We start from the raw sequence: 14,527 nt of genomic DNA on the forward strand, positions 1-14,527 counted from the left end.
AACGATATGAGTGATCAGTCCGCAGCATCCGTCTCTCCGGTTCTTTCCGTGAAGAACCTGACGACCTCCTTTCTCGCTGACGGCGAATGGAAATCCGTCGTCCGCAACGTCTCCTTCGATGTCATGCCGGGGGAGACGGTCGCCATCGTCGGCGAGAGCGGTTCCGGCAAGAGCGTCACTTCGCTTTCCATCATGCGTCTGCTCGCCAAGGGCTCGAGCCGTGTCGAAGGCAGCATCACGTTGAACGGCCGCGACATTCTTTCGCTCTCCGAAAAGGAAATGCGCGCGGTGCGCGGCAAGGATGCCGCGATGATCTTTCAGGAGCCGATGACCAGCCTGAACCCGATCTTCACCATCGGCAGGCAGATCTCCGAGGCGCTCACCTGCCACGGCGATATCAGCAAGGCCGACGCACGGGCGGAAACCGTCCGCCTCTTGGAGAAGGTGCGCATTCCGAACGCCGCATCCCGCTTCGACGAATATCCGCACCAGTTTTCCGGCGGCATGCGCCAGCGTGTGATGATCGCCATGGCGCTCGCATCAAGGCCGAAGCTGTTGATCGCCGACGAGCCGACAACTGCGCTCGACGTCACCATCCAGGGCCAGATCCTCGATCTCATCAAGGTGCTGCAGGAAGAGGAGGGCATGTCTGTTCTCTTTATCACCCATGACATGGGCGTGGTCGCCGAGATCGCCGACCGCACCATCGTCATGTATCGCGGCGAGGCGGTCGAAACCGGCACGACGGACGACATTTTCCATCGCGGCAAACATCCCTATACGCGCGCCTTGCTCTCGGCTGTGCCGCGCCTCGGCTCGATGGATGGCCGCAAATGGCCTCTGCGTTTCCCGGTTATCGATGCGGCGACTGGCGAACGTCGCGAACCGGTGGAGGTGGCCGAAACCATCGACCGCCGCAAAACGCCGATCCTCGAAGTGAAGAACCTCGTCACCCGTTTCGACATCCGCGGCGGTCTGCTTGGCCGCAAGACGGGCGCCATCCACGCCGTCGAGGATGTCTCCTTCGAGCTCTTCCAGGGCGAGACGCTGTCGCTCGTCGGCGAATCCGGCTGCGGCAAATCCACGACCGGACGTTCGATCACCCGCCTGGTGCAGCCGAATGCCGGTTCCGTCAGCCTGGACGGTTATGACGTGCTGAACCTCGACGCGATCAGCCTGCGCCAGATGCGCCGCAGCATCCAGATGATCTTCCAGGACCCCTTCGCGAGCCTCAATCCACGCATGACGATAGGGGCCGCCGTCGCCGAACCCATTGTCGAACACGGCCTCGGCACCCGCGCCCAGGCGCGCGACAAGGCCGCCGACCTGCTCGAACGCGTCGGCCTGAAGCCGGATATGATGAAGCGCTATCCGCACGAATTCTCCGGCGGCCAGCGCCAGCGCATCTGCATCGCCCGCGCCCTTGCGCTCGATCCGAAGGTCATCGTCGCGGATGAAAGCGTATCGGCCCTCGACGTTTCGATCAAGGCGCAGGTCTGCAATCTGCTGATGGATCTGCAGCAGAGCCTCAACCTCGCCTTCCTTTTCATCTCCCACGACATGGCGGTCGTCGAACGTGTCAGCCACCGCGTTGCGGTCATGTATCTCGGCGAGATTGTCGAAATCGGCCCGCGCGAAGAACTCTTCCGCAACCCGCAACACTCCTACACCAAGAAGCTGATGGCGGCCGTTCCCGTGCCTGATCCCGCTCGCCGCGGTATCCGCCGCAACCTCGGCACCGACGAACTGAAAAGCCCCGTCCGCCCCGTGGGTTACGTGCCTCCGAAGCGTCAGTACCGCGAGGTCGCGGCAGGCCATATGGTACGGATGGACGAAGCCGCCTGAGTTAGTCCGGGAGGCTTAGGCGGCTGTTTGAGAAAGACAGCTATTGCAGGAAACAGGCCGCATCCGAGGGTGCGGTTTAATCCCTTTTGCTGCATCGCTTATATCATTTATTCCAGATATTATTTCACTGGGAATTATTAACGCCAATCGCTGGCGTTTGTGTTCTCTTATCCTTGCGAATCAAAAAGGTTTGATTTGCTTGGGGGCAGCCACCATGTTGAACCATGGGGCGATAGAACAGTCGGGCAGGAGCACATGCTGCAACGGATTGATGACATTGATGCCGCGCTAGTCGACAGGCTGCAGCATTCAGCGTTCAAGTATTTCCTGAAATATTCCAATCCTGAAAACGGCCTTGTGCCGGACACGTCGATCCCTGGCGTCCCGGCCAGCATCGCCGCAGTCGGCTTCGGGCTTTCTTCCTATCCGGTTGGCGTCGAGCGCGGCTGGGTCAGCCGCGAGGAAGCCGCAGAGCGTGTATTCAACACGTTGCACTTCTTCGCCAACGCCAAACAGGGCACGGAACGCCACGCGACTGGCTATCGCGGCTTCTTCTACCATTTTCTCCATGTGGATACCGGCAACCGCGCGTGGAATAGCGAGTTGTCGACCATCGATACCGCTCTGCTCATCGCCGGTATTTTGACCGCAGCACAATATTTCGACGGCGAGGGTGAAACCGAGACCGAGATACGCGCGCTCGCAAAATTCATCTACGAGCGAGTCGACTGGCGCTGGGCGCTGAACAAGGGCGATTGTATCTCGATGGGCTGGAAGCCCTCTTCCGGTTTCCTGCGCTGGCGCTACCATGGCTTCGATGAAGCGATCATCCTCTACACGCTGGCGCTCGCGTCACCGACCTATCCGATTCCACAATCGAGCTATGACGCCTTCACGGCAAGCTATTCGTGGATGATCTTCAATGAGCAGCCCTACCTCTACGCCGGTCCGCTCTTCATCCATCTCTTCTCCCATGCCTGGATCGATTTCCGCGGCATCCAGGACAAGCCGATGGCCGAGCGGAACTGGGATTATTTCCGCAACACACAGGTCGTCATCAACGTCCAGCGCGATTATGCGGAACGCAATCCCGGCCAGTTCGTCGGCTACAGCAAGGATATCTGGGGCTTTACCGCTTGCGATGGCCCGCCGCCGACGCGCCGCATGCGCGGTGGCCGCAGCCCGAAGGTGCTGGGTTATGCTGCCCGTGGCGCTCCACTCGGTCCCGATGACGGCACGATTGCGCCCTGGGCAGCGCTTGGCTGCCTGCCTTACGACCGGCAGGCCGCCATCGACGGCACCAAGGCACTGCTTACAACCTATCCGAACCTGCTCCTGGAAGGCGGCTTTCCCGGCGGCTTCAACCCGACGGTCCAGACAAAGCGGCCGGAAGGCTGGGTCGACGACCGCACCGTCGCTATAGACCAGGGCCTCGTCGTCATGACGGTCGAGAACGAACGTTCCGACTTCATCTGGAAGCTGATGCGCAAGTCGCCGATCATTCGCCTCGGTCTGGAGCGCGCCGGCTTCACTGGCGGCTGGCTGGCAGGCGAAGAACCGGAAGAACTGGTTCTGAAGGCTGGCTGAACTTACCGCGTAAAGACATGCGCCTTGCCGGCGATATCGAGGCGAACGAGATCGCCTCGCGCCGGCAGCGCCACGCTTGATGTCTTGATAAGGATCGGCGGCAAGGCGACAGCCGCAAGCGACACGGCCACCGTGCAGGTGGCGCCGCCGAATTCCACATCCACGACACGCCCGCCATATTTCGCATTGGCCTCGTCGACGACGACGCGGATCTGTTCCGGCCGCAGCATGATTTCCGCCTTGCCCTGATGGCCTTCCTCGACCGGTACGCTGCCAAGCGCGCAATCTGCAAACCCGTTCTTGATGATCGCCGGCAGCATGACGGCATCGCCGAGAAAAAGCGCCGTCTCGCGATCACGCGGCTTGAGATAGAGCGTCTCTGGCGATCCGGCCTGCACCAGCCGCCCTTCGCGCAGCACGGCCACCTGATGGGCAAATGACAGCGCCTCGCCCTGATCGTGAGTGACGAGGATGGCCGTAATCCCCGCCGCCTGCAGCACGCGGGCGACCGCCTTGCGCATATTTTCCCTGAGGCCCGTATCCAACGCCGAAAACGGTTCGTCGAGCAGCATGAGGCGCGGCCGACGACCGAGCGCACGGGCAAGCGCCACACGCTGTTGCTGGCCGCCCGAAAGCTGATGCGGGCGGCGATCTAGCATGCTGTTTTCGAGTTCCACCATTTCGAGGAGGTCGCGAATACGTTTCTCGCGGTCCGGCGCGCCGCGCTCAAAACCGAAGCCGATATTTTCTGCGACGCTCAGGTGCGGGAAGAGCGCACCGTCCTGCGAGACGATGCCGATGCCGCGCTTGTGGGCCGGAACGCTCGCCGGTCCATCGGCAAGAACTTCGCCATTGAGCGTCACCCTTCCGACATCAGGTTGTTCAAAGCCCGCGATGATGCGCAGCAACGTCGTCTTGCCGGAACCGGACGGACCGACGACCGCCGTGCGTGTGCCCGCCTGTACTTCGAGCGAGATATCCTTCAAGGCCTGAACCGAGCCATAGCGCTTGCTGATAGTGTCGATGGTAAGCAGCGTCATTGACCGGCAGTCCGTTTCGATTGGGCATAGAGCATGAGAGTAAGTGGCAGCGACAACACGACCATCATGAAGGCGTAAGGTGCTGCCGAAACATAATCGATCTCGCTGGTCAGCGACCAGAATTTCGTCGCCAGCGTATCGACGCCGTTCGGCGACAGCATCAGCGTCGCCGTCAACTCGTTGGTGATGCCGAGCGCGGCAAGCGCCACGCTGGCCGCCGCACCTGGCGCGGCAAGCCGCATGGTGATCTGCCGGACCGCCTGTCCCGGCGTACGGCCGAGCCCCATTGCGGCCCGCTCGAGCTCGACCGGCGCCTGCGCGATGCTGGCACGCAGGCCGACCATGGCGCGCGGCAGGAAGAGCAGCACATAGGCGACGAGCAGCGTGGCGAAAGTCTGGTAGAGTGGCAGGATCATACGGACTGTGATCGAGACCAGCGCCAGCGCCACGACGACGCCCGGCAACGAGCCGACATAATAGTGGCAGGCTTCAAGAATGCGCTGGAGACGTCCCGGCGCGCGCACCGATAGCCAGGCCATGGGCGCAGCGGCAATCGTCGTCAGCACGCCACCGGCAATGGCAAGCACGATCGTCTGCGCAAAAGCGCTCACCACTTCGATGCGCCAGATTTCTACACCGCCGAGATAGAGCCAGCGCCCAAGCGTGATCAGCGGCACGCCAAGCGTCAGCGCCGCGAGGACGACCGGCAACACGACGGCCGGAAACACGAACCAGCCGAGCCGGCGGCGATCGGCCGGACGCGCGGAACCGGAACCGACGCGAGCATAGCGCTCATTGCCACGCAGCAGCACTTCGAGGCCAAGCAGGAACAGGCAGCAGGCGACAAGCACACCCCCGAGCATATTGGAGGCCGGGCTGTTGTAGGAAGACTGGAACTGGTCGACGATCGCGGTCGCGAACGTGTCGAACCGGATCATGACGAACAGACCATATTCCGAAAGCAGGTGCAGCGCGATCAGCAGCGAGCCGCCGCAAATGGCAAGGCGAAGCTGCGGTAGGACCGTGCGGAAGAAGACGCGCCAAGGCCCAAGGCCGAGCGAGGCGGCGGCATCCTCGATCGCCGGATCGAGCCTGCGGAGCGCCGCGGCAACCGGAAGGTAGAGGAACGGATAATAGGCAAGCACGGAAACGAAGACACCGCTCTGCAGGCCGCGCATGCCTGGAAGAAGGCTGACCCAGGCGTAGGAATGCACGAAGGCCGGCACCGCGAGGGGTGCAATCGCCAGCCACGCCCAAAGTCTTGCAAAGGGGATATTTGTTCGCTCCGTCAGCCAGGCAAGCGTGACGGCAAGCGCGACAGACAGGGGAATAGTGAACAATTCCAAGAGGATCGTATTAACAAGAAGTTCGCCGACACGCGGTCGGAAGACCAGCGTCCTCACGACGTCCCAGCCGACATCATAGGTCACCCAGGCGATGAAGCCGAGTGGCACGAGGCTGAAGATCGCGACAATCGATGCGAGGAGGACGACGGAAGCGTGCGGCATGCGCCCGCGCGGCAAAACCGTTCGCGCGGCCCTTGGCGCTACCGGCGCCTTATTGCCGGATGCAAGCAATCTGTTGTCCTGCAGCAAGGCCGATGCCTTTACACGCTGAAAAAGGAAGGCAACCGCTTTTGAGAAGCGGTTGCCGGATTTCGTCATGCCCTAAGGTTTTCTTGAGCCAAAAGCAATAGTTTTAGCCGGAACAAGCCTGCGGCAGAAAGGTTTAAAGCGCGTCGCGATCTTTCAGATCCGCTTGCCGCGCTTTAAGTCCTTGTTCCGCGCCTGTCGTTGTCGCAAAACCGAGGCACGCTTTTGCGCAAAGGCTTAGATGAGGCCTGCGGCCGTCATCAACTCCACGACCTTCTTGCTGTCGAGGGTCGAGGCTTCGACATCAGGCGCATTGAGGTCTGCAAGCGGCACCAGCTTGTCGTTGGAGGCAGCGTCCTTGCCGATGGCGTATTCATAGGAATCGCCATCCTTAAGGACGGTCTGGCCGGTCTTGCTGGTGATGTATTTCAGGAAAGCCTGAGCTTCCTTCATGTGCTGCGTGGACTTCAGGATACCGCCGCCGGACACGCTGACGAAGGCGCCCGGGTCCTGGTTCTTGAAGTAATGCAGGCCGACATTCTTGCTGTTTTCGCCGGTCTTCGCCTGATCGCCGAACCAGTAATAGTGATAGATGATTGCGCCTTCGACTTCGCCGGCATTGACGGCCTTCATGGCGACGCTGTTGCCCTTATAGGGGGTGGCGTTGTCTTTGAGGCCCTTCAGCCATGCCTTGGTGGCATCTTCGCCCTTCAGCTGCAGGAAGGCGGCAACGATCGCCTGGAAGTCAGCGCCGGCAGGAGCGGCACCCCAGCGGCCCTTCCAGGCCGGGTCCTGGAGGTCGAGCATCGACTTCGGCAACTTATCCTCGGTCAGCTTGGTCTTGTCATAGGCAAAAACCGTGGTGCGGGCGGCAATGCCGGTCCACATGCCGTCGGTCGGGCGATATCGTTCCGGAACCTGATCCAGCGTTTCCTTCTCGACCGGCGCGAAGAGCCCGGCGCCATCGACCAGCGTCATCGCCGGCGAATTTTCGGTCAGGAATACGTCTGCAGGCGAAGCATCGCCTTCCTGAATGATCTGGTTGGCAAACTGCATGTCGCTGCCCTGGCGCATGGTGACCTTGATGCCAGTCTCCTTGGTGAAGGCATCGATCCATTCGCGGCCGAGGCTTTCGTGCTGCGCATTGTAAACGACGATACCTTCGGCCTCCTGCGCATTGGCGCTGCCAGCGAGTGTAGTGGCAGCGAGAAGCGAAGCGGCAAGCGCGAACGCGCCGGAAAGACGGGTAAGAGCAATTTTCATGATGGCCTCCGTGACGATGTCACCCGAGTTCCCCAAGGGTGATGGCAGCCGTATATTTTTGTTGACTGATTACTTCAAGTTTCGCTGCCGAAAACGGCATCACATTATCTTGACTAAATCTTTCATCTTCGCGGGAATAAATCCAGATCTCGTCAAAAAAGGCGACGTCCGAGGACGCCGCCTTTTGCAATTTCAACCAGCCTCGCCTTATTCGACGTCGAACTTCACGCCCTGCGCCAGCGGCAGGGTCTTACCGTAGTTGATCGTGTTCGTGGCACGCCGCATATAGGCCTTCCAGGCATCCGAACCGGATTCGCGGCCACCGCCGGTTTCCTTCTCGCCGCCGAAGGCGCCGCCGATTTCAGCGCCGGACGGACCGATGTTGACATTTGCAATGCCGCAATCCGAACCGCGCGAGGAGAGGAAAGTCTCGGCTTCGCGCATGTTGTTGGTGAAGATCGAGGAAGACAAGCCCTGCGGCACGGCGTTATGCAGCTCCAGCACGGCGTCGAAATCGCTGTACTTGATGACATAGAGGATCGGCGCGAAGGTCTCGTTCTCGACCGGGCCAGCCTGGGTGGACATTTCGACGAGCGCCGGGCGAACGTAGAAGGCTTCTGCCGAACCATTCTCGATGCGGTCGCCACCGACGATAGAGCCGCCTGCAGCCTTTGCCTGACCAAGCGCTGCCTGCATTTTCTCAAAAGCCTGCCCGTCGATCAGCGGGCCGACGAGCGTGCCGGTCTCCAGCGGATTGCCGATCGTCACCGAACCATAGGCCTTCTTCAATCGCGGCACGAGCTGGTCGTAAACACTCTCATGCACGAAGAGACGGCGCAGTGATGTGCAGCGCTGGCCGGCCGTGCCCATCGCCGCAAAGGCGACACCGCGCAGCGTCAGATCGAGATCGGCCGTCGGGCAGACGATCGCGGCGTTGTTGCCGCCGAGCTCCAGGATCGCGCGGGCAAAACGCTGCGACAGGCGCGGACCGACGGCGCGGCCCATGGCCGTGGAACCGGTCGCAGAAACGAGTGGGATCTTTGGATGGTCGACCAACACTTCGCCGATCTCGCGACCGCCGATCAGCAGCGTCGAGAGATTTGCCGGCGCCTTGCCGCCTTCAGCGACGAAACGCTTCAGCGCCTTTTCAAACAGCGCCTGAACGGCAAGCCCCGTAAGCGGTGTCTTTTCCGAGGGCTTCCAGACGGTGGAATTGCCGCAGACGATGGCGAGCGCCGCATTCCACGACCAGACAGCCACCGGGAAGTTGAAGGCCGATATGATGCCGATCGCGCCGAGCGGATGCCAGCTTTCCATCATCCTGTGTTCGGCACGCTCGGTGGCGATCGTCAGGCCGTAAAGCTGGCGGGAAAGGCCGACTGCAAAATCGCAGATATCGATCATTTCCTGTACTTCGCCGAGGCCTTCGGAGGTGATCTTGCCGACTTCGATCGAGACCAGCCGGCCGAGTGCCACCTTGGAGGCACGCAACTCTTCACCGAGCAGGCGGATCAACTCACCACGCTTCGGCGCCGGAACCGCGCGCCATTCGAGGAAGGCCTGATGCGCCGCGTCGATCGCCGCCTTGGCGTCCGAGACGGAATGCTCTTTCAGCTTGCCGATTTGCTTGCCCGTGATCGGCGAGGAGACGGAGAGCGTTCCGCCCGTATAGCTCCTGGCATCGACGCCGAGATCGGCGAGCAGCTTGGCGGTTTCGGTGGCGAGATCGAGGACGGCGATGGTCATATCTTGGTTCCAGTCTTGTTGTTCTCAGAAACGGGCATCGGCGAAATGGGCGACCTGAGCGCCGGCTTCGTACCATAATTCCTTGAGCGTGCGGAAGCTCGTCTCGCGGGGATCGGTCAGAGGCAGAGGCAGGTCCGCCTCGCCGACCCGGCCGAGGATATGCTCTGCCAATGTGCGGCCGAACACCGTGCCGGGCGCGATGCCGCGGCCATTATAGCCTGAAAAGCCGATGACATTGGGAGCGAATTTGTGGAAGCGCGGCAGCGCATTGTCGGTCATGCCGATCTGGCCGTACCATTCGCACTCGAATTCGACATCGCCGATCTCAGGGAAAAGCCGCTTCAGCGAGCGCTTCGCCCAGCCCTTGTGGATGGAAAGGCCGGTATTGCGCAGCGCTCCGACACTGCCGAACACCAGACGACCAGCCTGATCCATGCGGAAGGAGGAGAGGATCTCCTTCGTGTCCCACACACCCTCGCGATTGGGCAGGATCGATTGACGCAGATTATGGCCGAGCGGCACGGTGGCGAAATTGAAATAGGGTAGAAACACCTGCTCGTTGCGAACCTGCTCCCAGGGGCCGGTGCTGTAGGCATCGGTCGCCACGATGATCCAGTCAGCGGTGATTTGCCCCCGCGCTGTCTTCACCACCCAGCGGCTGCCTTGCTGCTCCGTCGCAATCACCGGGCTCGCCGTGTGCAACACAACGCCCGCCTGTTGCGCGGCATGGGCAAGCCCGCGCGCATAGGCGAGCGGCTGCAGCGTGCCTGCCCGCATATCGAGCAGAGATCCACTATAGGCGTTTGTGCCGATGCGTTTTGCCGTCTCATCCGCATCGAGCAGCGTGACGGCCGCGCCACGCGCCGACCACTGTTTGTAGCGTTCCTCGACTTCCTTCAATCCGTCGGGGCCGACGGCACAATGCAGGGTGCCCTGCTTCTCAAGCTCGCAGGCGATGCCATGCTTTTCGATCAGCGCCATCACCAGCTGCGGCGCATTGCCGAGCAGATCGAGTAGCCGCTCACCGTAGACAGATCCGAGCACATCGGGCAGATCATCAGGCATGACCCACATGCCTGCATTGATGAGGCCGACATTGCGGCCTGCTCCACCAAAACCGATGTCCTTCGCCTCCAGGAGCACGACTCGCGACCCGGCCTCGGCTAAATGCAGGCCGGAGGACAGGCCCGTATAGCCGCCGCCGACGATGACGACATCGGCCTCGGCAGCACCTTCCAGCGCAGACGTAACAGGCGGCTGGGGAGCAGTCTTTTCCCACAGGCCGTGGGAGCGCGGATCATTGAGCATCGGACAGTCCAGTCAGGATCGAAATCGGCACTCTAGCGCCGCCTCCGCGCTTGCGGAAGCGGCCAAATATCAGGCCACCGTCTTCAGCGTCAGGTCGCAAAGGCCTAACTTTTCCATGGCAAGATCGAGCGATGCAGCCTGCCGCTCGGCGTAAAGTGCGAGCTCGTCCTGCACCTTCGCGCCCAGCGCCTCTTCGAAGGCTGAGCGGTTTGAACGCGTTGCATAATTCTGCTGTTGGTCCGTACCGAGATTCGACTGGAAAATGCCAGCCGCGCTGACGGGCAGGAAATCCTCGTAGATGATCGGATCGAAGCGCAGATATCCTCTGGCGATCAATGCCTCCGGATCAGACGGCAGCTGCCCTCTGACCGCAATGCCGGCAGGAGTGGCGGAATAGCGGAAAAAGGCCAGCCCCTCGCGCCGCAAATCATCCCAATTATCCGCCAACGCCTTGAACCGTTCAGCAAGCTCGGAATCATAATCGCTGGCCTTGGCGCCGGATGCACCGACCTGCACTTCGCTGCGCACCAAGGCAAGCAGCTTATCGTAAAGCGCCCGCCCCTTGGCCGTCAGCGCCACACCGCGCTGTTCGATCTCGCCGAAGCGGGCCGTATGCGTGCCTGATGCTGTGCCAGCAGCATCCGCAAAGGCAATCGGCTCCTCAAGCGCCTTGAAGCTCGTCTGCCGCAGCAGGATATCACAGTCGCGCCGGGGCGGCCCTTCGATGACAGCCTTAGGTGTGATGCCGCGCGCCGGCATGCGCCGTTGCACTTCGTCAATATCTAGCGTGCGCGGTGTCAGGTGATTGATATGCGGACCCTTGAAACTGACGACGTCAGCAATGAGGCGATGCGTATCATGCAGCCGCTTGTAGGTCTCGGCGCTGACCGTCGCCTCGCCTTGCCAGCGAAAGGTCTCCAGCGCTTCGGAAACAAATTCCGAAGCTTCCGGCTCCGTCAGACCGCCGGCCTTCTCATGCTGTTCGATGAGAGCGATGGCACGGGGTGTGTAGATGCGCCGTTTGGCGAGGATTGCAGCAACTTCCGCACGCAAATCTTCATCTTCGATCAGCTCCAAGCGTAGAAGCGAGGTGAAAACGCGAAACGGGTTGACGTGCAACGCCGCCTCATCGACCGGCCGAAAGCAGGTGGAATGTACGGGAACGCCGGCGACCGAAAGATCGTAGTAACCGACCGACTGCATGCCCATGACGGCAAAGAGCCGGCGGATCGTGAACAGCTCTTCGGCCGTTCCGAGACGGATCGCGCCATGACGCTCGACATCGATACGCTCCAGCTCGCCCGCACGCCGAAGCCGCTCGCTGAGTTCCTGGTCTCTCGCGAGGACTTCGGCGTTGACCTGCCCCACAAGCTCGATCAGCGTCCCGTATTGCGGCACCTCCGTCCGGTACATCTGCGACATGGCTTCGGTGAAAAGCGAACGGATGTGGTCCGTGGAGACGAAAGGGACGGGCATGAAGGAACTCCGCGTTCATTCCGATTTTGCAGGATGAAATTCTTTACAATCCAGCTTGAGCCATGAATATCGACGTTTCGGAAATAGCCCATTCTGAAACGGAATGATCATGCTCGCACCAAGACGGTTTTTGCCCTCGATCTCCCATCTCGCCGCCTTCGAGGCAGTAGCCCGCACTGGCAGCGTGACGGCGGCGGCCCGCGAACTCGACCTGACGCAGAGCGCCGTCAGCCGCCAGGTCAAGGCACTGGAGGAACACCTCGGTGTCGAGCTTTTCCTGCGCGAGCGGCAAACCGTGCGCCTTACAATCGCCGGTGATGCCTATGCTCGAGAAATCCGCGAAGCGCTGCGGCGCATCTCCAGCGCCTCGCTGAACCTGCGCGCCAACCCGCATGGTGGCACGCTGAACCTCGCCATCCTGCCGACCTTCGGTACACGCTGGCTGGCACCGCGCCTCGGCCGCTTCCTTGCCGCCAATCCGGGTGTCACGATCAACCTCGCTACCCGGCTTTCCCCCTTCGATTTCCGCCTTGATTCCATCGATGCCGCCATCCATTTCGGTCATCCGCATTGGCCCGGCGCGGAACTCGCCTTCCTGATGTCGGAGCACACGCTGCCCGCCTGCAGCCCAGACTTCCTCAAACGCAATGCGATCACCCGACCGGAAGACCTCCTGACGGTGCCTCTCTTACATCTGACGACCCGGCCCGACGCCTGGGAACGCTGGTTTGCCGATAGCGGCGTCGACTTCGAAAGCGTGCACGGCATGTTGTTCGACCAGTTCGCCACGGCAGCGCAGGCAGCAATCGCCGGCCTCGGTGTCGCCCTGCTGCCAACCTTCCTCATGCAGGAGGAATTGAAACGCGGCGATCTCGTTGCCGCCGTTGACAGGGAGATGGAAAGCCGCGAGCGCTACTATCTCGCCTTCCCACCGGAGCGCGCCGATTACGCGCCGCTTGCCGCCTTCCGCGACTGGATCGTCTCCGAGGCCGGTTCGGATCCGGACACATAAGGAAGGCTTGCATCGCAGCAGCGGTTTCGACCATTATGCGCGCCATCAGAATTCGACGCAGGAAATTCCCATGAAGCCGATCTTCGTCCAGCTCCAGTGCGCCCCAGGCAAGACCTATGAGGTCGCTGACGCCATCTACAAGACCGAACTGGTCTCGGAGCTCTATTCGACATCAGGCAATTACGACCTGCTGCTCAAGGTCTACATCGAGGAAGGCCAGGATATCGGCAAGTTCATCAACGACAACATCGCCAATATCCCCGGCATCATCCGTTCTCTGACGACATTGACCTTCAAGGCGTTCTGACGCGATTAACCCTTCTGTTAACAAAGCCGGCTGTAGTGCGCCCGCATATACCGCACATTAACGGCCGGCATGGCTGATCCTTCCCACGAAGAATAGGTGGGAAATGTCCGTCTCCATGATCGAGGCCTTTGAGAACAGGGCGCAGCCGCAGGCGGCGCCCCTCATCGTGCATGTGGTGCGCCAGTTCCTGCCAAACCGCGGCGGGATGGAAGATGTGGTTGCCAATCTGGCTCGCCAGACGCTGAAGCGCGGATATCGCGTTCGCGTCGTCACGCTTGATTCCCTTTTCACCGCACCCGAAAAGAAGCTTCCGCTACGTGAAATCATCGACGGCATCGAAGTGGTGCGCATCCCCTGGTCCGGGAGTAGCCGCTACCCGGTAGCACCGCAGGTGTTCCGCCATATCGGCGATGCCGACCTCATTCATGTCCATGCGATCGACTTCTTCTTCGATGCACTCGCCTGGAGCAGGCTCCTTCATCGCAAGCCCATGGTCGTGACCACCCATGGCGGCTTCTTTCACACCAAGAAATTTCTTGTCATCAAGAAGGTTTGGTTCAGCACGCTGACACGGCTCTCGGCGATGGCCTACCGGCAGGTCGTGTGCTGCAGCGCGTCCGACCTCAGCCAGTTCATCCGGATCGCTCCTGACGGCATCACTATCGAAAACGGCGCCGATATCGGCAAATTTGCCGATATCGCCTCGCGCGCACCCCAACGTCGCATCGTCACGATCGGGCGTTTCTCCGTGAACAAGCGGCTCGATAACCTGCTGAATACTGGGGCCGCCCTCGTCAGACGCAATCCCGATTGGCATCTCGATATTGTCGGCGCCGAATCCGACCTCAATGCCGCCGATCTCAAGCGTGAAATCGCCGAGAGATCACTGGAGAAGTCTGTCACCCTCAGCATCTCGCCTGACAACCAGGCGATCCGCGACATCATTGCCAAGGCATCCCTCTTCGCTTCCGCTTCGGAATACGAAGGTTTCGGGCTTGTCGCCCTGGAAGCGATGAGCGCCGGCCTACTGCCGGTTCTCAACGCCAATGAGGCCTATCGCGCGCTGGCTGGAAGGCATGAGGCAATTGCCCTCGCCGACTTCACGAAGCCGGACGCGGCCGCGGATGCGATCGAAGAAGCTTACCGGAAAGTCGCTGCCGAGGGTGCGGTCCTGCGGGAAAGCCTCATCGAAGCCACCCAGGCCTATTCGTGGGATGCTGTGGCAGGGCGCTACATCGACCTCTACCGGTCGATCGGCATTATCGCCTAGAGAAATTCTAGCAAAAGCGAACAGCAGTTTTGCATCCGGAATTGTGGGAACACGAGGCGACAGAGCATTTCCGTGATTCAA

At 61.0% G+C, this 14,527-nt stretch carries 12 protein-coding genes; 5 read left to right on the plus strand and 7 right to left on the minus strand.

Annotated features, from left to right (window positions below):
- Positions 1–6 precede the first annotated feature (6 nt).
- Positions 7–1,845, plus strand: a complete 1,839-nt coding sequence (locus AC1DUP_RS19605; protein ID WP_477833894.1) for an ABC transporter ATP-binding protein — start codon at positions 7–9, stop codon at positions 1,843–1,845.
- Positions 1,846–2,100: 255 nt separating this feature from the next.
- Entirely contained in the window at positions 2,101–3,432 is a 1,332-nt protein-coding gene (locus AC1DUP_RS19610) for a glucoamylase family protein (RefSeq protein ID WP_477833896.1), read from the plus strand.
- Between the two features lie 2 nt (positions 3,433–3,434).
- Here the strand turns inward: AC1DUP_RS19610 and AC1DUP_RS19615 are convergent, their stop codons facing one another.
- The 7 genes from AC1DUP_RS19615 to hglS form a co-directional block, all read right to left on the minus strand.
- Positions 3,435–4,472 (minus strand): ABC transporter ATP-binding protein, encoded by a 1,038-nt coding sequence (locus AC1DUP_RS19615; RefSeq protein ID WP_113299572.1) that lies wholly within the window; start codon positions 4,470–4,472, stop codon positions 3,435–3,437.
- Positions 4,469–6,136 (minus strand): ABC transporter permease, encoded by a 1,668-nt coding sequence (locus AC1DUP_RS19620; RefSeq protein WP_477833898.1) that lies wholly within the window; start codon positions 6,134–6,136, stop codon positions 4,469–4,471. Before AC1DUP_RS19620 ends, AC1DUP_RS19615 begins: the two co-directional genes overlap by 4 nt.
- Before the next feature lie 165 nt (positions 6,137–6,301).
- Complete coding sequence (locus tag AC1DUP_RS19625; protein ID WP_477833900.1) at positions 6,302–7,327, minus strand: iron ABC transporter substrate-binding protein; 1,026 nt, start codon at positions 7,325–7,327, stop codon at positions 6,302–6,304.
- A 19-nt stretch (positions 7,328–7,346) separates the two neighbouring features.
- The gene (locus AC1DUP_RS19630; protein WP_162747193.1) at positions 7,347–7,523 is read right to left on the minus strand and encodes a hypothetical protein; all 177 of its coding nucleotides are present in this window, start codon (positions 7,521–7,523) and stop codon (positions 7,347–7,349) included.
- An 11-nt stretch (positions 7,524–7,534) separates the two neighbouring features.
- Positions 7,535–9,073, minus strand: coding sequence for an L-piperidine-6-carboxylate dehydrogenase (gene amaB, locus AC1DUP_RS19635; RefSeq protein WP_477833903.1), 1,539 nt, complete (start codon positions 9,071–9,073; stop codon positions 7,535–7,537).
- A gap of 24 nt (positions 9,074–9,097) precedes the next feature.
- Positions 9,098–10,381, minus strand: a complete 1,284-nt coding sequence (locus AC1DUP_RS19640) for an NAD(P)/FAD-dependent oxidoreductase (RefSeq protein ID WP_477833905.1) — start codon at positions 10,379–10,381, stop codon at positions 9,098–9,100.
- 69 nt (positions 10,382–10,450) lie between these two features.
- Positions 10,451–11,857 (minus strand): 2-oxoadipate dioxygenase/decarboxylase HglS, encoded by a 1,407-nt coding sequence (hglS, locus tag AC1DUP_RS19645; RefSeq protein WP_477833907.1) that lies wholly within the window; start codon positions 11,855–11,857, stop codon positions 10,451–10,453.
- A 103-nt stretch (positions 11,858–11,960) separates the two neighbouring features.
- On the opposite strand from hglS, the gene AC1DUP_RS19650 reads away from it, so the two are divergent.
- The 3 genes from AC1DUP_RS19650 (at position 11,961) to AC1DUP_RS19660 (ending at position 14,446) form a co-directional block, all read left to right on the plus strand.
- Complete coding sequence (locus tag AC1DUP_RS19650; RefSeq protein ID WP_113299565.1) at positions 11,961–12,869, plus strand: LysR family transcriptional regulator; 909 nt, start codon at positions 11,961–11,963, stop codon at positions 12,867–12,869.
- Between the two features lie 70 nt (positions 12,870–12,939).
- Positions 12,940–13,176: an Lrp/AsnC ligand binding domain-containing protein gene (locus AC1DUP_RS19655; RefSeq protein WP_113299657.1), complete on the plus strand. Its 237-nt coding sequence runs from the start codon at positions 12,940–12,942 to the stop codon at positions 13,174–13,176.
- 103 nt (positions 13,177–13,279) lie between these two features.
- On the plus strand, positions 13,280–14,446 hold the full coding sequence (locus AC1DUP_RS19660) for a glycosyltransferase family 4 protein (RefSeq protein ID WP_477833910.1): 1,167 nt from the start codon (positions 13,280–13,282) through the stop codon (positions 14,444–14,446).
- Positions 14,447–14,527 lie beyond the last annotated feature (81 nt).

It is taken from the genome of Rhizobium sp. 01L419 (assembly GCF_056400025.1).

Coding starts and splice junctions, on each gene's coding strand:
- AC1DUP_RS19605 (WP_477833894.1), top strand. CDS start 7: ATGAGTGATCAGTCCGCAGCATCCGTCTCTCCGGTTCTTTCCGTGAAG.
- AC1DUP_RS19610 (WP_477833896.1), top strand. CDS start 2,101: ATGCTGCAACGGATTGATGACATTGATGCCGCGCTAGTCGACAGGCTG.
- AC1DUP_RS19615 (WP_113299572.1), bottom strand. CDS start 4,472: ATGACGCTGCTTACCATCGACACTATCAGCAAGCGCTATGGCTCGGTT.
- AC1DUP_RS19620 (WP_477833898.1), bottom strand. CDS start 6,136: ATGACGAAATCCGGCAACCGCTTCTCAAAAGCGGTTGCCTTCCTTTTT.
- AC1DUP_RS19625 (WP_477833900.1), bottom strand. CDS start 7,327: ATGAAAATTGCTCTTACCCGTCTTTCCGGCGCGTTCGCGCTTGCCGCT.
- amaB (WP_477833903.1), bottom strand. CDS start 9,073: ATGACCATCGCCGTCCTCGATCTCGCCACCGAAACCGCCAAGCTGCTC.
- AC1DUP_RS19640 (WP_477833905.1), bottom strand. CDS start 10,381: ATGCTCAATGATCCGCGCTCCCACGGCCTGTGGGAAAAGACTGCTCCC.
- hglS (WP_477833907.1), bottom strand. CDS start 11,857: ATGCCCGTCCCTTTCGTCTCCACGGACCACATCCGTTCGCTTTTCACC.
- AC1DUP_RS19650 (WP_113299565.1), top strand. CDS start 11,961: ATGATCATGCTCGCACCAAGACGGTTTTTGCCCTCGATCTCCCATCTC.
- AC1DUP_RS19655 (WP_113299657.1), top strand. CDS start 12,940: ATGAAGCCGATCTTCGTCCAGCTCCAGTGCGCCCCAGGCAAGACCTAT.
- AC1DUP_RS19660 (WP_477833910.1), top strand. CDS start 13,280: ATGTCCGTCTCCATGATCGAGGCCTTTGAGAACAGGGCGCAGCCGCAG.